28 protein-coding genes are annotated in these 16,648 nt (G+C 36.9%); 19 read left to right on the top strand and 9 right to left on the bottom strand.

Going from position 1 to position 16,648, the window contains the following annotated elements; translation table 11 throughout:
* Positions 1–634: 634 nt before the first annotated feature.
* From PR761_RS00315 to PR761_RS00285, 7 genes are all read right to left on the bottom strand, one after another.
* The gene (locus PR761_RS00315; RefSeq protein ID WP_154610620.1) at positions 635–802 is read right to left on the bottom strand and encodes a hypothetical protein; all 168 of its coding nucleotides are present in this window, start codon (positions 800–802) and stop codon (positions 635–637) included.
* Between the two features lie 10 nt (positions 803–812).
* Positions 813–1,064, bottom strand: coding sequence for a hypothetical protein (locus PR761_RS00310; protein WP_154610621.1), 252 nt, complete (start codon positions 1,062–1,064; stop codon positions 813–815).
* A 25-nt stretch (positions 1,065–1,089) separates the two neighbouring features.
* Complete coding sequence (rdgC, locus tag PR761_RS00305; RefSeq protein ID WP_154610622.1) at positions 1,090–1,998, bottom strand: recombination-associated protein RdgC; 909 nt, start codon at positions 1,996–1,998, stop codon at positions 1,090–1,092.
* A gap of 9 nt (positions 1,999–2,007) precedes the next feature.
* Entirely contained in the window at positions 2,008–2,694 is a 687-nt protein-coding gene (locus PR761_RS00300) for a replication protein P (protein WP_154610623.1), read from the bottom strand.
* The gene (locus PR761_RS00295; protein ID WP_230083537.1) at positions 2,691–3,641 is read right to left on the bottom strand and encodes a replication protein; all 951 of its coding nucleotides are present in this window, start codon (positions 3,639–3,641) and stop codon (positions 2,691–2,693) included. Before PR761_RS00295 ends, PR761_RS00300 begins: the two co-directional genes overlap by 4 nt.
* A gap of 67 nt (positions 3,642–3,708) precedes the next feature.
* Positions 3,709–4,035 carry a hypothetical protein gene (locus tag PR761_RS00290; protein WP_112837175.1) on the bottom strand — a complete coding sequence of 109 codons (327 nt, stop codon included), beginning with the start codon at positions 4,033–4,035 and terminating at the stop codon, positions 3,709–3,711.
* A gap of 132 nt (positions 4,036–4,167) precedes the next feature.
* Complete coding sequence (locus tag PR761_RS00285; RefSeq protein ID WP_154610625.1) at positions 4,168–4,377, bottom strand: helix-turn-helix transcriptional regulator; 210 nt, start codon at positions 4,375–4,377, stop codon at positions 4,168–4,170.
* Positions 4,378–4,484: 107 nt separating this feature from the next.
* On the opposite strand from PR761_RS00285, the gene PR761_RS00280 reads away from it, so the two are divergent.
* The 7 genes from PR761_RS00280 to PR761_RS00250 all read left to right on the top strand — a co-directional run bounded on the left by PR761_RS00280 (position 4,485) and on the right by PR761_RS00250 (position 7,885).
* Positions 4,485–5,129: a LexA family protein gene (locus PR761_RS00280; protein ID WP_154610626.1), complete on the top strand. Its 645-nt coding sequence runs from the start codon at positions 4,485–4,487 to the stop codon at positions 5,127–5,129.
* 9 nt (positions 5,130–5,138) lie between these two features.
* A complete protein-coding gene (locus tag PR761_RS00275) occupies positions 5,139–5,480 on the top strand; it encodes a DUF3024 domain-containing protein (protein WP_006658129.1) in 342 nt (113 codons plus the stop codon).
* A gap of 142 nt (positions 5,481–5,622) precedes the next feature.
* Positions 5,623–5,859, top strand: coding sequence for a hypothetical protein (locus PR761_RS00270; RefSeq protein ID WP_230083538.1), 237 nt, complete (start codon positions 5,623–5,625; stop codon positions 5,857–5,859).
* Positions 5,822–6,106: a hypothetical protein gene (locus PR761_RS00265; RefSeq protein WP_230083539.1), complete on the top strand. Its 285-nt coding sequence runs from the start codon at positions 5,822–5,824 to the stop codon at positions 6,104–6,106. The genes PR761_RS00270 and PR761_RS00265 overlap by 38 nt, the downstream gene beginning before the upstream one ends.
* Positions 6,103–6,858, top strand: coding sequence for a DUF1828 domain-containing protein (locus PR761_RS00260; RefSeq protein ID WP_154610627.1), 756 nt, complete (start codon positions 6,103–6,105; stop codon positions 6,856–6,858). Before PR761_RS00265 ends, PR761_RS00260 begins: the two co-directional genes overlap by 4 nt.
* Positions 6,859–6,928: 70 nt before the next feature.
* Positions 6,929–7,162 carry a putative hemolysin gene (locus PR761_RS00255; RefSeq protein WP_154610628.1) on the top strand — a complete coding sequence of 78 codons (234 nt, stop codon included), beginning with the start codon at positions 6,929–6,931 and terminating at the stop codon, positions 7,160–7,162.
* 330 nt (positions 7,163–7,492) lie between these two features.
* Positions 7,493–7,885, top strand: a complete 393-nt coding sequence (locus PR761_RS00250; protein WP_230083540.1) for a transcriptional antitermination N peptide — start codon at positions 7,493–7,495, stop codon at positions 7,883–7,885.
* A gap of 71 nt (positions 7,886–7,956) precedes the next feature.
* Here the strand turns inward: PR761_RS00250 and PR761_RS00245 are convergent, their stop codons facing one another.
* On the bottom strand, positions 7,957–8,169 hold the full coding sequence (locus tag PR761_RS00245) for a YccJ family protein (protein WP_036951028.1): 213 nt from the start codon (positions 8,167–8,169) through the stop codon (positions 7,957–7,959).
* Between the two features lie 424 nt (positions 8,170–8,593).
* Here PR761_RS00245 and PR761_RS00240 point away from each other — a divergent pair, with 424 nt between their 5' ends.
* Positions 8,594–8,812 carry a hypothetical protein gene (locus PR761_RS00240; RefSeq protein ID WP_006658123.1) on the top strand — a complete coding sequence of 73 codons (219 nt, stop codon included), beginning with the start codon at positions 8,594–8,596 and terminating at the stop codon, positions 8,810–8,812.
* On the opposite strand, the gene PR761_RS00235 is transcribed toward PR761_RS00240, so the two are convergent.
* Positions 8,809–9,021, bottom strand: a complete 213-nt coding sequence (locus tag PR761_RS00235; protein ID WP_051422624.1) for a hypothetical protein — start codon at positions 9,019–9,021, stop codon at positions 8,809–8,811. The two genes, PR761_RS00240 and PR761_RS00235, sit on opposite strands and share 4 nt — an antisense overlap.
* Positions 9,022–9,164: 143 nt before the next feature.
* Here PR761_RS00235 and PR761_RS00230 point away from each other — a divergent pair, with 143 nt between their 5' ends.
* From PR761_RS00230 to PR761_RS00180, 11 genes are all read left to right on the top strand, one after another.
* Complete coding sequence (locus PR761_RS00230; protein ID WP_132494917.1) at positions 9,165–9,389, top strand: hypothetical protein; 225 nt, start codon at positions 9,165–9,167, stop codon at positions 9,387–9,389.
* Positions 9,390–9,495: 106 nt separating this feature from the next.
* Entirely contained in the window at positions 9,496–9,678 is a 183-nt protein-coding gene (locus tag PR761_RS00225) for a hypothetical protein (protein ID WP_132494915.1), read from the top strand.
* Positions 9,679–9,805: 127 nt separating this feature from the next.
* Positions 9,806–9,958 (top strand): hypothetical protein, encoded by a 153-nt coding sequence (locus PR761_RS00220; RefSeq protein WP_154610630.1) that lies wholly within the window; start codon positions 9,806–9,808, stop codon positions 9,956–9,958.
* A complete protein-coding gene (locus tag PR761_RS00215) occupies positions 9,951–10,259 on the top strand; it encodes a hypothetical protein (RefSeq protein WP_154610631.1) in 309 nt (102 codons plus the stop codon). Before PR761_RS00220 ends, PR761_RS00215 begins: the two co-directional genes overlap by 8 nt.
* 15 nt (positions 10,260–10,274) lie before the next feature.
* A complete protein-coding gene (locus PR761_RS00210; RefSeq protein ID WP_154610632.1) occupies positions 10,275–10,892 on the top strand; it encodes an ERF family protein in 618 nt (205 codons plus the stop codon).
* The gene (gene ssb, locus PR761_RS00205) at positions 10,893–11,402 is read left to right on the top strand and encodes a single-stranded DNA-binding protein (RefSeq protein WP_154610633.1); all 510 of its coding nucleotides are present in this window, start codon (positions 10,893–10,895) and stop codon (positions 11,400–11,402) included.
* A gap of 229 nt (positions 11,403–11,631) precedes the next feature.
* Positions 11,632–12,396, top strand: coding sequence for a hypothetical protein (locus PR761_RS00200; RefSeq protein WP_154610634.1), 765 nt, complete (start codon positions 11,632–11,634; stop codon positions 12,394–12,396).
* Positions 12,397–12,526: 130 nt separating this feature from the next.
* Positions 12,527–12,748 carry an excisionase gene (locus PR761_RS00195; RefSeq protein WP_230083541.1) on the top strand — a complete coding sequence of 74 codons (222 nt, stop codon included), beginning with the start codon at positions 12,527–12,529 and terminating at the stop codon, positions 12,746–12,748.
* Entirely contained in the window at positions 12,703–13,878 is a 1,176-nt protein-coding gene (locus PR761_RS00190) for a site-specific integrase (protein ID WP_154610636.1), read from the top strand. The genes PR761_RS00195 and PR761_RS00190 overlap by 46 nt, the downstream gene beginning before the upstream one ends.
* A 214-nt stretch (positions 13,879–14,092) precedes the next feature.
* Entirely contained in the window at positions 14,093–15,637 is a 1,545-nt protein-coding gene (locus tag PR761_RS00185; RefSeq protein ID WP_154610637.1) for an AAA family ATPase, read from the top strand.
* Positions 15,634–16,476, top strand: a complete 843-nt coding sequence (locus PR761_RS00180; RefSeq protein WP_154610638.1) for an HNH endonuclease — start codon at positions 15,634–15,636, stop codon at positions 16,474–16,476. Before PR761_RS00185 ends, PR761_RS00180 begins: the two co-directional genes overlap by 4 nt.
* Positions 16,477–16,648 lie beyond the last annotated feature (172 nt).

The following is a 16,648-nucleotide window of genomic DNA, read 5'->3' as shown; positions in this document are numbered from 1 at the left end:
ACTATTGTATACTACCCCTACAACCACCGCGACAATACACCAGAGCACAATAAATACTAAGTAACGTTTAATCATGATTATCATCTTCCTGCATGTGTGGGAGAGGTATAGGTTGCTAGAAATCAAAATCAGCCTACTAAATGACTACTTACTCAGCCGTCACCAGTATTGACATAAGTTCATCCCTCTGAATTATATTCACCAGCTATATATTCATATGTTATTAATAATCTAGAATAAATTACCACCCCTCTAGTTTTTGTTCACTCACCTTAACTAGCTCCCTATATTCTGGACTCTATTTAACTTGATGATTAGGTATCTCCTTAGATACGATGTTCCTGCCATTCAAGTTCTATATCGTTTTTATCTATCTCATCAGCACACCTCTTTTCAAATTCTGTTAGTTCGATTGCTTTAGCCATAAATTTTAGCTTCCCCACATAGATTTATGAGCTTACTGAATACCTTTCGTGAGGAATCAAAGTATTTTTACATATTCAAGTTCAACAATAGTTCCATCAAAACAAAATCACTTAACTAAGATTGTCTTTGTTATAATGATTTCTGCTTGTCGCTCGCAAAATTTATTAAGCTCTATAAACGTTGTTCCTTTCATCACTCAACACCTCGCTTAATTGCCATAACTAATTTTTAAGCTACCAGAAATAGCAACCACCACTAACAGCAACCATCCCCAACCCTCTTTGTCGTGGTAAATCAGGAAAGCCACTGATAGAAAGCCAGTGATGGGAACTAGCATGAAAAATAATGTACCTAAAATATCGCGTAGATATTCCATCTAGAAGTCCTCAATTAATGGCTTTAAACTTGTAAAAATCATCGGCTGTTATTGCTGGCAATATACAATTACCGAAAAGTATTTTTCCATCTGGTGACTTGATAAATCTGAAATCCTTATACTCAGGTTTAGGCTGAATATTCACATCCATATCACTAGGAAATTCGTCATACTTTCCTAGCAAGTAGCACATGGCATCTGTCCATTCGTGCTTATCTTTGTCAGTAAACATGTATTCTTGAAGAATTGCATATCCGCTCATCTAGAAGTCCTTATGATTTGGTGTGTTAATAACTAGCTTCACCGCCAAGTGAGTCAATGAGTGAGTCGATTAGTCGCGTCATTTCACCTGTAAACAGTGCAAAATCTGCATCAAATCGCTGAGCAATATCTTCCCTGTCGATATCATCATTTTGCGCTTTCAGCACGTCTGAGAACTTGATTTTTTTAAGTGATCCATCGTCGCGCAAGGTAAATTGAATTGTTTCATTCCAGTCTAGAGATAATTTCGTTACTAATTTACCTGCTTCAATGTGTGAGGCTATTTCATCAGACACTAAATCTTGCTTCTTGAATCGTGCAATTCCGCCTTCTGCTAACATTGCTTTAAGCTCCGCCTCATCGGTTAAATTAAACCCTTGAGGAATTACTCCGTCACGCAACCAGTCTGTGAGAGTTAACTCAATTGGTGTTTTCATCGTTAGAGGAACCACAGGCAATGAACCTAGTGCTTTTCTCAATAGTGCCAGTGTATCTTCGGCTCGTTTTGCACTACTTGTATCAACAATAATTCGCTGATTATCGTTATCAATCCAAACACTAACCGTTGATTCTTTGCTAAATGCTCGTGGTAGCAAATCCTGAACAACTTCATCCTTCAAGCTATCTTTCTCGGTCTTTTTCAGTCGGCGTCCTTGTTCTGCTTCCAATTTATCAATCTTGGCTTGCAGTTCTTTTTTGATAACATCTGTGGGTAATACTTTTTCTTCGCGCTTAGCCACAATGAGAATCTGATTACCGACTGAATGAGTTAACGCTTCGCCTGTTTTGATGGGGTTAGTCCAGCCAACTTTCATCATGTCCTGAATACCACAAGGTGAAAATTCAAGATTTTTTAATTGCGCTTCAAGTTCATCAGATGAAATTTGAATGTCACGCGTCATACGATACACAATCGCATTTTTAAAAATGTTCATGTTGATTCCTTAGAGGGGTCTGGATTTGAGATTTAATCTTTCACGTATTGCAGCAAGGTTATGCAGTGATTTTTCCTTACTGGTTGGTATGTGTTTTTGTTCAATCATCTGTACTGGTTCTGGTATTTTCTCTCCGGATTTAATGCGATTAGCCATTGTCTTAAGCTCTGATGTACAAAGCTTTCTAACTTCTGAATCGGACAGGTTTTTGCTCCTCATTTCTGAATAAATTTTAGTGACCATCCAGTAACAGGCACTTGATTGCCAATTGAATTTACCCCAACCTCGTTCTGAGCAATATTTTTTGAAAATATTGAATAACTCATCTTCTGTCGGCAATCCCATTGCTGCGTAATCTTCCTGCTTGCACCACTCGATGAATTGACCAACAGCAGGCCAGAATGGGTTATTGCTTACCCTTGCGTGTCTCATTCCATTTTGGAGTTGCTCGCGGGTAGTAATTCCATTTTCAGCAAAGGCGGCAACCCACTGTCGCTTAGCCGCGAGCTCGTCACTTTCATTTTTGAATATGGTATTTACTGCGGCAGGAAAGATTTGTTTCAGATTTCGGAATAACACATCAACGAGTTGCTCAGCTAGTGGGTTTACTACTTTTTGCGGCGTACTGTCTTGAGCAATTTTAGCCAGTGCGCCTGCATCACGATTAGCAATTGCAGTTGCCAAATGAGGTTTCATATAAATTCATTCTCCCATGCTTCACGAGTATTCCAGCTTTGTGTTTGCTCTTGCTCTACAACTCGTTTGTTTCGGTTTGGTTGCTGACTCTGAATGACTAAAGTCGCCCATTTTTCACGTAATTTCCCGGGGGATAACACATTGCTACACCAGAATGAATCACGATTAGCCCATTTGAATAGCCTGCAAATTTCTTGGTGTGAATGCCCGTCTAACTGTCGCATCAAGCGGATATCGTTAGCCCATGTTGACCAGTTTGGCTCTTTGGTTGTGGGGCTTACAATCAACACTTGCTCAAAAATCCACTGGGCCGCTTTCAGGTCGTCAGCATTTCCCCACTTATTGCCTTTGGGTGAGCAAACAACCGCATCAGCCTTCAAGGTTAAAATGTTATCCAGTGATTTGTCAGAGGATTCGTTAGAATTCTCGGACGAAAAATTATTAATATTATTGTCTTTGGTAAGACTGTTTTTGGTGTTGGGTGATTTCGCCAAACTAGAAACCTTTTTTTGCCCAACTTTTTGGGTGATTTCGCCCAACTTTTTTTGTGGTGTTTTTGGGCGTTTTTTGGGCAGTCTTTCTAACTGCCATTGTTCAAGATTTACGTTGACACTTACCAGCTTAAATCCGCCAATTTTTCTGAGATTGATAATTTTTCTCTCAGCCAAAACCTTTAACGCATTACCGATATCAGAGTCATCTAACCCTGTCATTTCTGCTAGATAGGTGTTGGTTACCTTATCCTCTGATTTATTCCAGCCATATGTGCAATCAATCACAGCATCGAATACCTGATGCTCTCTTCCAGCCATTTTTAGCTTTGGCTTGAGCCTGCTGATACTGGTGGCTAGACGCATATAGCCATTATCAAGACTAGCCACTTGCTCCCCCGACTTATCAGTCAATCGTCGTTTATTAGCAAAATCCACATGCCTAACAATACTCATAGCGACCTCCATATCGATTTGTGATGTAATTCATTTTCATGTATAATCACCTTGCGAAATTAAATAGTTAATGCGCCTCAGTTGCTCCAACAACTGGGGCGTTTTCTTGTGTAAGTAAGCGTGAAAGCTCGCCTATTTGCTTCCACAAAAAGCGATATTCCTCTTCACTAATTTTCTTTTCACCCGGCAAAACAAAATCAATTACCCCTGCCGCTGCTAATGTTTCGCATAGCTCAGGTATCTTTTCGGTTCTACGAGTGATAGTTGAGTCATGAACGCCTAATGATTTAGCGATGACTGTTTGAGATGTTGTTCTGATAACTTGATAAGCGGTTGCTACCAAGTGATTGGATACAAATCGGTTAAACGATTTGCGTGAATTTGCGTTTTCCATAATTTATATTCCTTCATATACAGTTAATCCGTTACCCACGATCCTGTGGGCATTTTTATATCTGGTAAATCTGCCGCTTTATCAGCGACTCCGTAGCAGCAAAAAACTGCGATTGTTAAAGAGCTGTAAAATCTATGATGTTTTAGGTGGGAAAACATCATCTAGAGAGCATTTTGCTCCAAGTTTTTGTAGCACTTCGACAATTACTCGACAGTCACTCAAACTAGGTGTTCTGATGTTTGACTCGTAGTTTGCAATTCGCGATTGCCCCCACCCGATTGATGAAGCTAAAACAGCCTGAGAAATTCCTAGTTTTTTTCGCTGTTCTGCGATGTTATTCATTATGAATATCCTCCATGTCCATTCATTGCATTACACACAATATGTGATTACATGTCAATCACATATTGTTTGGATACTTGAATCACATTTTGTGTTAAAAGATATACATGAAAAAAATAAATGAAATTATCGGTGAAAGACTGAAGTCTATTCGTGAATCAAGAGGCTTAAGCCAAGCGCAACTTGCAAAGCTGTGCGGATATTCAGCAGCCTCTAGAATTGGAAATTATGAACTTGGGGAAAGAAAAATAAGTGCTGATGATGCATTGATCATCAGCGAAGCGCTTGGTGTATCGCCAGCAGAGTTAATGTTTGGTGCTCAAAGTGATCAAGTAATTAGTAATTACGAATACCCATTACTGACCAAAATCCAAGCAGGCGCGTTTACCGAAAATAGTAACTCTTATACAGAGAAAGATGCCATCGCATGGATACCTACAGCCAAGAAAGCAAGTGAGCGCGCTTTTTGGCTTGAGGTTGAAGGTCACTCAATGACAGCAGCGCAAGGAGGTAAACCTAGCTTTCCTGAAGGAATGTTGATACTTATTGATCCAAAAGAGCCTGTGAATGTTGGTGATTTTTGTATCGCTAGGCTAAACGGTAACGAATTTACATTTAAAAAATTAATTAGAGAATCAGGGCAAACATTCCTTGAGCCTCTTAACCCGAAATTTGATTTAATCCCAATAAATGAAAACTGCGAAATCATAGGTAAAGTTATAAAGTGTCAATGGTCTGATGACACCTTTTGAGGAGAAAGCATGGCATTCAATGATATTGAACTAGCAAATATTGAAAAGTGCATGGAATTTTTCTTAGAAAAACGCCGCCCAGCAGAACATCTCAGAGATGAGCTCGATTTACAATATCGTATTGAAGATGACTCGGTCGTTATATTCGAGGTTAGGCAGCTAACATGGAGTGACTCAAGAGTAGAAGAACCTGTAGCAAAAATAATACATAACAAAATCACAGGCTCTTGGTCACTACTATGGATGGATAAAGACAGTAACTGGCATCATTACGATGAAAAAATGTTAGGTAGTTTTTCAGATGCTATTAAGCTTGTAGAAGATGATTTACAAGGTTACTTTTTTGGCTGACGACACTTTTAGGGTGTAGTTTTAATTAAATATTAACGGATGACTAATAGTGGCAAAATGTACTGATTATCAACCTAGCCAAGTAGAGGTTGACAATGTTCTATACTGTGAAAAGTACGTTGATTTCTCTGGTGTTAGTTGGATGGAAAAGCCTCCCCCAAACAGACCATTTTTATGGCTTCAAATGAATATTTTGCCATTAGACAGGGATGGAATACCAGTGCAAGGATTAACTGTTTTAATCCAATGGAAGCCTGATCATGAATCAAAACAAGATGGCGATGAAGCATTCCCAAAGATAAACATTGTCGCACTTTATAACAAAAAAAGAATATTTGCAGTTGATAGTTATCCATTTGATAGGCATACAAATAGATAGGCATACAAATAGATATAAAGTAGATCATCCTGACTTTGTAAATTATATTGTAGGTGCCCACTACCATGTTTATTATGAAGAAGCTGGGCGCTATAATCCAGTAGGATTCCCAATTAAAGAAGCCATAAAATCAGATGATATTAGAGGGTTTTGGCAGTTTTTTTGTAAATATTTAAATATAAAATGTACAGGCGAACTCCCTATACCTTTAGAAGATATATCTGGACAAATAGGATTACCATTATGATGTGCTCAACAGTCATATCTAATCTTGGTTTTGAATGCCACCCTATAGGTGCTGAATTACTAAGAATTATTAGCCCATTCACTTTCTGTGATGATGGGGAGCATGTTGGTGCTTTTGTAAAAGAAATTAATGGTAAATATCTTGTAAGTGACAGATGCGATGCGCTAATGAATATGGAAGCAAGGGGTATTTCACTTACAAAAAAAAGAATTGATGAAATACGTAGCTTTATAAGTCATCAAGGCGCAGAGCTTAACGACAGAGGTGAAATTGTTAGCTGGGCAACAGAAGATACAGTTGGGTCAGCCACCTCCAATGTAATCAGAGCTGGCATATTAGCATCCGCCTTATCTATTGACTGGTATCAATCGGTCAGAGTTGAAAAATTTGAAAGTGAAGTTATAGATTATTTATATCACTCCAACTTAAAAGATAAGATTTCATTGAGGTCTAACGTATTAGGGATGAGCGGACACAACATAGTCATTCCAGTAACAGTCAATACAGAAGTACCAAAATATCTTTTTACATCTAGCGTAAAACAAAGTGGGAGTTGGAATAGCGCATATTCTTTACTTGGTAAACTAATTGACCTAAAAAATGCAAACATCACATTAAATAATCGATATGTTGTTGTTGATAGCGAGTCAATCGGCGACCAAATGCAACAGCTATCTCTTTTGTTTAATGAAATAAGCCATGTTTTACCTTTCTCAAAAAGAGATAAATGGATATCTAAGCTAGCCGCATAGCCTTCACTCCAGCCCTCCCTGCGAGGGCTTTTTTGTATGTAGAAATCACAGCCATCTAACGGATAACCACATGAAAAAAATCATGATTTTATCAGCTTTAATTTCGTTAACTGCCTGCTCTTCGGGAAAAAATGACAATCCTCCAACACAAGTAGGAATGGCTAACCCTGCTTCTGTTTATTGTGCAAAATTAGGCGGGAAACTAGATATAGTTAACACCAATGATGGGCAAGTTGGATATTGCACCCTCCCCTCTGGTGAAAAAATTGAAGAGTGGTCTTTGTACAGAAGAGATCACAAATAAACATAAAAGCCCTAATGGGCTTTTTTTATGCCCGCCCCCTACGAATGTGAATTAAATCACAAATCGTGTCTAAAAATAAAATATTTTTCATTTAAAATCATCACGTTAATATACAAACTGAAAATAAACACAAATTGTGGTTGACATTAAAATCACATTTTGTGAATATTATAAGCATCAACGGAACACAGCTCGTTGGTGCTCTTTAACAACGATGATAGTGAGCTGTGTATTAACTATCAGAATGGAGTCGCTGATAAAGCGGCAACCTTCTCAGAAGGTTTTTGTGAGAATAAGGTGTTCACTCACTCCAGAGAGTTCTGCCCCGACATGGGAAACCGCCCTGTCAAAACAGATATAATTAAGGGTTTCAATCCTTATTCTCACCAAAACCAACTATTTGGAGGGCATATGGCAACTATTTATGTGAAAAAATCACGCAAACCTGAATTTTTGCGCGGATTATCTAGAAATAGACGTCACGCTAGACGAAAAGCTGAAGCTATTTCGAAAAAAAATATTGAAATGAAATTGGATTCAATATTTCCAACAAGAAAAAATGTAAAACCAATTACCCGAGTTGAAAAAGCAATATCAATTCGCAGTACTAAAGTTTATGACTCAGTAGATAATACCTGCTTACCCAATACTAGTATTTACTCAACTAAATATAGGGCGTCAGGAACATTATTAGAGTCAGGCGAAGTGACAGCGAGAGCTTAAAGCTCATTAGGTGAGCGGGTGATAGATAAGAATTAGAAATATGATAAAGCCCTATTAAGGGCTTTGAATGACTAAACGTTTTTACGTTCGATTGTCTGCTCGCCCCAAAACAACTTATCGTCTGTTGTTTTAGAAAAAGCTAGAGGGAGCACTTCATCAGAACCTTCTTCCCAAATTTTCTCAGCTAAAACTTCATCATTTTTAGCTAGCTCAAATATAGCTTGAGCAATCTCAATTGAAGTTTCACGGACTTTCGCCCACTCAGATATGTGATGATCTTTCATGCTTTATATCCCTTAGTAGTTGGTACTAAGAGAAATAATAGCATGGATACAGAAATTTAAAAAAGCAGCTTAACTTGCACTGCAATTACAAAAGTTCACACTCAACAATACCCCACTAAAAGATTAATCGGGTTTTAGTAAAAAAAGCGCATAACCCTGATGAGTCAAAACTATCTGTTCGTTTCTGTTGGTTTGAAGAAAACTTTCAAGTTAAATTCGGAACTTCTTTTAAGTTCAATGACATCTGCGAAGAAAGCTTTAATAAATCCAAACCCTTAGAGATAAGTACTTCGAAGTAATCAACCAAGAAGAGACCGACAAAGTTGTGACGGCAATCATGCAAGAAATTTAATCATTCATCGAATAGCAATACTTACTCTAGCGTCTTTACGAGGGCGCTAGGTTGAATAATAGGAGGTATAGAATGGCTGGTAAAAAAGTACAGTTACATAGAGTAAAACTTTACGGTAAAAATTTTTATTTTCATGAGAATTCAATTTCTGGGTTCTGGGAAGATGATGAAGATAAAGAAGATATCAGATCAGCAATTATGCTAACTAGCGGTAGTGACTTAGTTTATCCCGTACCGCTATCTGAGCTACTAGAACAATTAAAAGAAATTATTGATTTTCAGCTACCTTAAAAGGTATCTAAGAACGCTTTCGATGGAGGTGGGTTTTCTTTACTCCATTGCTTCTTGGCGACTTCATAGCATTCAGGATATAGAACTTCAATCTCAGCCATTAGTTGCTCTGGTGTCTTGATTGAATTTTGTTTAGCGGCTAATGCTAGAGCCATATCAAAAGCAACCCTTTCTACAGGGTTATGTTCGGTAATAACATTTTTAGACATCAATTCAATCCTCTCTATCTCAGGGGAGGAATAAGTATATCCAATTTATTACTGGGAAGTAATAAACCTCAGCTGCCTGACGTGGTTAAAAGCAGGCAATTTGATACTTATTTTACTCAAAAAAACGCACATAAGGAGGCAAAATGCCACACGCTAAAGCATCAGTAGATATTAACTTGAAACTCATTCTGTCTGATGAAATGCCACCAAAAGTAAAAGGTATGGCTGAAATATCTGTACCTGAAAATGAGCCAAATATTCAAATGCTATTGGATGAGTTTGTGAAAAATCTAATCGGGAACGAAGCGGTGAAAACAGCTCTCAAAAAAGCCGCATTAGAAACACTAGTCAGAGACATTATCCATTAAAAAGACTTACCTCTTTCATATTTAACCAAATAAATATTACCAACACCAGGGTACTTTCTATCGCTATCGCAAGATAAGTGAGGGTTTCGCACATCCGGAGATAAGCATGAATATTGATAAATACAAACTTTGTTTAGCTCAATCACAAGCTGGAATTGCACGCTATCTCAAGGATGAGAATGGATGGAGCGAAGCAAATGAAACATTAAAAACAGCATATGGAGTCAAATATGAACGCAAAGCAGAAATACATAAAACAGCAAATATTCGCCCTACTGCGCGAGTCTGACATGACTGATAAACAAATAGACGAATTAGTAGCTGATTGGAAATTTAAACAGCAATGCGAAAAGACAAATCGAATCCTACGGCAAGTTAACTCTCGTGGGTCATACGCATTCACGTAAGGATGAGATATGAAAACTTCAGAGTGTGAACTAAAGCAAAGGCAGGATGCCGAGAAAAGACGCAGAGAGCGCGAAGAAGAAGCTGAATACTATCGCATGGAAAGCTTAGGTGTTCAGCAACAATCAACCCCTATTCGCTGGATGAGAGGTGAATATGGGTAAATATCTAGTTAGATGCTTTCCATCTAACCCTACAAAAGAAGCTGCGCTAAAATCAGCGATAGCGCAAATAAAATTATCTAGGCAAGGAAAACCACAAAGCATTAACGCATCACGGAAGATGCGCGAAGCCACAAATGTGTGGCAATCAAATCTAGCAATGTCGAAATTCTTCCCTCCCCTACCTGGTCACATCGAACAGCAACGGATTGCTGAAGACCTGATGAGATATGCGCGTTATATAGCGAAAGGAATCGCTCCAGACAACTACGGTTATGGTGAAGGTAGAAATATGGGTGACTAAATTTAGGAGTTAATTATGAGTGAGGTATACAAAGCAATAAGTAATGTTGCCAAGGAGCTAGCAGAAACAGGGATTAAAAAGGAAAGCGAGAATAAACAACAAGGATTTATGTTTAGAAGTATAGATGCAGTCTATAACGCATTAGCTCCTGCGTTAGTGAAGCATGGATTGCTAATTCTACCAAGGATGATTAATAGAACAGCAACTGAACGAGTTACTCAAAGAGGCGGTGTATTAATTTACGTAACCGTCAAAGCTGAGTTCGATTTTATATCCACCAAGGATGGTAGCAAGCACACAGTCGTAACTTACGGCGAAGCTATGGATAGCGGGGATAAAGCCACAAACAAAGCGATGTCAATTGCATACAAATACGCAGCATTTCAAGCCTTCTGCATTCCTACGGAAGAAACAGCAATTGATGCAGATGCAGAAGTTCATGATGTCGCCCCAAGGACGGCCGAGCAGATATTGAGTGATTACACTGGATTCTTGCATGAAGCAACTAACGAACTTGTGATTACTAACGAGTACAAAAGAGTATGGAATGAACTCAACGGCAACAGTACTCAGCAAGAAGAATGTAAACGATTAACAGGAATAAGAATTAACGAACTTAAAAAGGCGGCATAAATGGCAGATAGAGGAGTAAATAAGGTCATCATTATTGGTTATCTAGGTAATGACCCAATAGTTAGATATGCACCTACTGGTACTGCATTTGCTAGTTTTTCGGTTGCGACAAGTGAAATATGGAATGACCGAAATACTGGAGAACAAAGAGAACGTACTGATTGGCATAATATTTCCATACAAGGAAAGTTAGCGGAAATAGCCGGGCAATATCTAAGAAAAGGCAGTCAGGTTTATATCGAAGGAAAACTCCGAACTCGTAAATATCAAGGGAATGATGGGCAAGAAAAAAATATTACTGAAGTTTTTATAGGCATCAATGGAACAATGCAAATGCTAGGTAATAATAGCCAAGCAAGAAGCTTGGAACCACGACAGCAAATACAGAGGCCTGGTCAACACCAACAACAAGCATCACAACATATTGAGCCACCGATGGATTTTGACGATGATATTCCCTTTGCCCCTATAGGACTCACCTATCCTCGCCACTCTATTTACATAATTTAGCAAAGTACTCAGTGTAAAGTGCAATGAACCAAAATAAAAAAAGCCGACCTATGGCTAAGCCGGCAAGCGAACGAATAACACTAATGTAGAAGGACATCCTTTTAACTATAGACTATAGATTAGAAATAATGATGAATTATTTTAATCTTATACGTTAAAGAACGTCTTTTGACAGTGGATTAGTCACATGGATGTGAGTATGATTCCTGCTTTAAAATAAGGAGGGGTTATGTCTGATAAGAAAGAAGATTGTTTTTTCAGTGCAATGAGAACTGCTTTTTTAATTATACTAGGGTTGATTATTTTTTCTCTTGGGTATTCGTTTATTTATTTTTCAAAAATAAGCCTAGATAGCAAAATATCATCATTTTTTAGTTTTATTTCATCGTTTGGTATTTTATTCACTATTATTGTTTACCTTTGGCAAAAAGGTGACAATGAAAAACAAAAGATAAAAAAAATAGATGCAATAAAAGAAATTATTAGCAAAGAGTGTAAAGCAATACACTGGTTAGTTGTTCAAATCGAAAGAGGATTCCAATCAATAGAAAACGAAAACAAACAAATCATAGGAATGTGTTTAGATAAGAATGGCTACAATTATATTGATGTTACATATAGAATCGAAAATGAAAGATATATTATTAATATTTTAAATAATTACGATGATAGTATTTTTTCTGGTGATTTATTACCATCAGAAATGTCCATACCAAAGGTAGATTACGCTAGATTATCTGAAATGCTTTACACCGCAGCATCATTAGACCTTGATATATACAATAAAGTATACGAAACAACAATAATAATAAAAGAGGCCAACCATGTTTTAAATGGCCTTCTTAACTTTAATAATAAAAAATTATATGGTAACACTGATGAACTTATAAATTACTCAAAAGAGACCGTCGGTGACTTATTAAAAGAAACCAAAAACTTGTTCTTTTACTGTACAGGAAATGAGTTAAAAGACACGGATTGGAGCGTTAGGTAGTCATGCTAACAGGGTTCTTCTGTGCCTGTATCTAAGTCAATATACATACAGACTAATGCGAGAGCTGTAGTGAGGCTTTTAAGAGAGAATCAATAATTAAATCCATCTATAGCAAAATATGGAGACTATTATGAATACACACCTTTCTGTTGAGTGCTTACCAATATCTAAATACTGCGAATTGTTTGGTGAGAGCACTGATGCAATCAATAAACGAGTTCAAAGGCGCTTCTGGCAAGAGGGAGTGCATGTATTAAAAGTCGATGGTTCAAAAGAGCGTTGGATTGATATAAAGGAAGTCAACAAATGGGTCAGAAAAAACAAGCAGGATACCTACTACCAAGAGGCGTAACCATCCGTCAAAATAAAACCAAAAATACGTTGGTTATTACATTCACTTATAAAGGGGTTCTGTGTAGGGAACCTCTATCCAGACTAACCGTAGATAATAAAAATATTAAATACGCAGAAAGGTTACTTGCTGAAATTCAAAATAACATTGAAAAAGGTACATTTAATTACCACAAGTATTTTCCTAACTCTAAAAAATCAAATTTCTTCGGAGATAATAACCGTGAAAAAAGAGTTATTGATTATTTAGAAGAATATCTTGTGATTTGTGAAGCTAGAAATCTGTCACCATCGACTATCAAAGGCTATGAAAAATGCAAAAGCGCCTTGTCTGATTTGCATCAATTTCATGTTTCATCACTTACTCCTGCTATTCTTAAAAATTGGATACAGAAGCAAACGACAGTATTAAAAACCATCCGTAATCAACTCTCTTTCTTGCGTAGCTCGCTAGATGAAGCCATTACTGATGGGATTATATCAATTAACCCAGTCAGCCTTGTATCTGCATCAAGATACCAATCAAAAAATAACGGTGCTGAAAGTAACTATATTGTTGACCCATTATCACCACAAGAAGTATCCGCCCTACTCGCTGCAGCAAAACATGAGCAATGGAAAAACTTATTCCAGTTTGCCATTAATACTGGGTTAAGAAGCTCTGAATTATGTGCATTGAGATGGAGCGATATAGATTTCATAGAAAATACCGCACATGTACAATCCGCTAGCGTCGTCGGTGTTATTAAGAAAACCAAAACCAAAGCCGGCACCAGAAAGGTTGAGCTGAATAGTGAGGCTATGAACGCCCTGAACGAGCAAAAGCAATTCACATTTATGAAAGATGGTGTGATTTTTGAAGACCCGAAAACAAATAAAGCCTGGGCAGGCGCTGATGCGATTAGGAAGAAAGCATGGGTGCCAACGCTGAAAAAAGCGGGAATCAGGTATCGTAATCCTTACCAAACAAGACATACATTTGCCACGAGACATATTAGCCGAGGCGCTAACTTATTTTGGCTAGCAGGACAAATGGGGCATAAGGGGCCTGAAATGCTGTTTAGGCACTATGGGGGATATCTTAAGGAATATGATGGGAATGTTATGAATCATGCGAAGATGCTAGGGTAAGTTTAATTTTATTAAGACGGTAACTAACCCTATATCTAACTGTTTCTTTACTAATTACACAAAATCAAAATATAAAAAATATTCTATTGAATTTAAAAGAAAAAAAAGCTAATTTACTTTAAATATAATTATTAGAATTCCATCAATTCTTAAATATATTTTGTATGCTCATTTGATACTAATTTCACAGGAAGCATCAAACGGATGGTGAAAAATGATATTTAAAGTATTACCTGCTGGAAGTAGGTGCCCTACTCAGGAAGCGAACTGTGCATATTTAATTACCGATAATTGGGATGATTGGTTTGAATTTTCAACCATGTACACATTAGTATACATTGATTCATCTAGCTCAATAAGAAATATTGGCTCCACAAAAATAGGTCAATTAAATATGGAAAAAGGTCAAGATAGGCCTAAAATTCCTAAAGTTTTTAACCAGCTTGATGAACAATTTTTCTCTGTTGGTCAAGATGATAGTTTTTATGAGGCATTAAATGATTTAGGAGAAGGCATTCGAAGTGAAATATTATCCTCATTAAATGATATCGCTTTAAATGAGGATATATACAAACAAGCTATAAAAGAGCGAGTTACAAACATATCTCTTCTAAGGTTCGTCTCTATTACATCAGTCACTGGACAATTCCGTAGGCTTGCTAGGGGCGATGCCCGTCTTTCAAGATACTCTTTTACGTATAATTCACCAATAATGAAACATACGAAGTCCGAGCGTATTAGCTTAAGCTTTGATGTAATCCCTGAAAGCAATCCTCCTACAAATATTCATGTTTTAATTGGTCGCAATGGTGTTGGAAAAACGCACTTAATAGACAATATGATTAATTCTTTGATTGATGAAAAATCAACTCCAGCTAAAGTCGGTGAATTTATACCTGATGAAGGGCAGGACTATGGCTCACTTTTTTCTAATGTAGTATCAGTAACCTTTAGCGCCTTTGATGAGACAGAACCATTAGCAGAAAGAAAAGATAAGTCTAAAGGTATTCAGTTTTCCTATGTGGGACTAAAAAGAATAAAAACAAGCAGTGATACAAGAAGCTTGTCGCCTAAAAGTCCAACAATATTAAGGAATGAATTTGTTAGAAGTCTATATTTTTGCATCGCCAGTGGAAAAATTGAGCGATGGAAAAGAGCGGTAAGAAAACTTGAATCAGACCCTGTATTTTCTGATATAAATATAACCGCAATATTAACAAAAAAAGATGAGGATGAAGATGAGTTTAAGCTTATTGCTGGAAGGCTATTCACAAATTTGAGCTCTGGCCATAAGATTGTACTATTGACAATAACAAGATTAGTAGAAACAATCGAAGAAAAAAGTTTGGTTTTTTTAGATGAACCAGAAGCACATCTTCACCCTCCACTATTGTCTGCGTTTATTCGTTCCCTTTCCGACTTATTAATTAATAGAAATGCGGTTTCAATTATAGCTACTCATTCACCCGTCGTTCTTCAAGAAGTTCCCAAAAGTTGTACATGGAAATTATGGAGAAGTGGTCATTTATCTAAAGTAGAAAGGCTTGAAATCGAATCATTTGGTGAAAATGTTGGAGTATTAACTAGGGAAGTTTTTGGATTAGAAAATACTGACTCTGGATTTCACAATTTGCTAAATGATGCTATGAATAATTATGAAGATTACGAATCAGCGATGAATAGTTTCAAAGAGCAACTAGGAGTAGAAGCTAAAGGTATTTTAAGAGCTTTATTTATAATTAAGAATAATTCAATATGAAAAAACTAATTAAACCAAACGATAATGTACTTGATGTATTTAATACATGTATTTCTCGTATTCGGGATCAAGATTTAAAAAATAAACTTACTGCAATATCCCAAGAAATTGAACTTTCGTCTATTGAATTTGATACAAAAGCCACTACCACACAATTGCATACGATTTCTCCTCATTACCACATCGCCAATTCTGTTAATGTAGATGAAATGAAAGCTATCTATACAAATAGAATGGCTAAAAAATTAGCACCGGGCCGAGTTTATTATGATAGGATAATGTCTCTTCCTGAACATGGTCGATGTCCTCTTTGTGCTCAAAGAGTTGTATCAACATTAGATCATTACCTGCCAAAAGCTCATTTTCCATCTCTAGTAGTAACGCCCTTTAATCTAATTCCAGCATGTCAAGACTGTAACAAAACGAAAAATCAGGATATTCCTAATAATTCTGAAGAGGAAACTTTACATCCATATTACGATGATGTTGAAAATATTAGCTGGATTAAAGCTAGACTCAGCGAATCTATTCCTGTTGCCGTAGAATTTTACGTAGATCCCCCAGCAAATACTGATCCTATATTGATTAAGCGAATGCAGTTTCATTTTAAATCTTTTAACTTGGCAGCACTATACGCATCACATGCAGCCGAAGAGCTTGCAAGCATAGAATATACAGCTAAATATATCTATAATAACGGTGGTGGAATCGAATTAAAAAAATACTTGACTGAAACCGCTAATGGGAAACTAGCAGCAAACTTAAATTCTTGGCAGTCTGCATTATTCACATGTCTTTCAGCGAGTCATTGGTATTGCGAGGTTAGGTTTGGATTATAAAAATACTTAATTAAGTCAAAATGGAGAGATAAAATTATATTACGATTTTTTTATTCAAATAATGTAATACTAGTCGATACACCGACACCAATATGCACATCTAATGCACATGATTGAACCATATTCAAAATATCCTTTCATAATCAATAAATTGAAAAAGGCCGGATGCGGA

This window comes from Providencia sp. PROV210 (assembly GCF_028479445.1).
GTDB classification, from domain to species: Bacteria; Pseudomonadota; Gammaproteobacteria; order Enterobacterales; family Enterobacteriaceae; genus Providencia; species Providencia rustigianii.
Note: the sequence above shows the minus strand (reverse complement) of the source record. Positions and strands in the feature narration are given on the sequence as shown.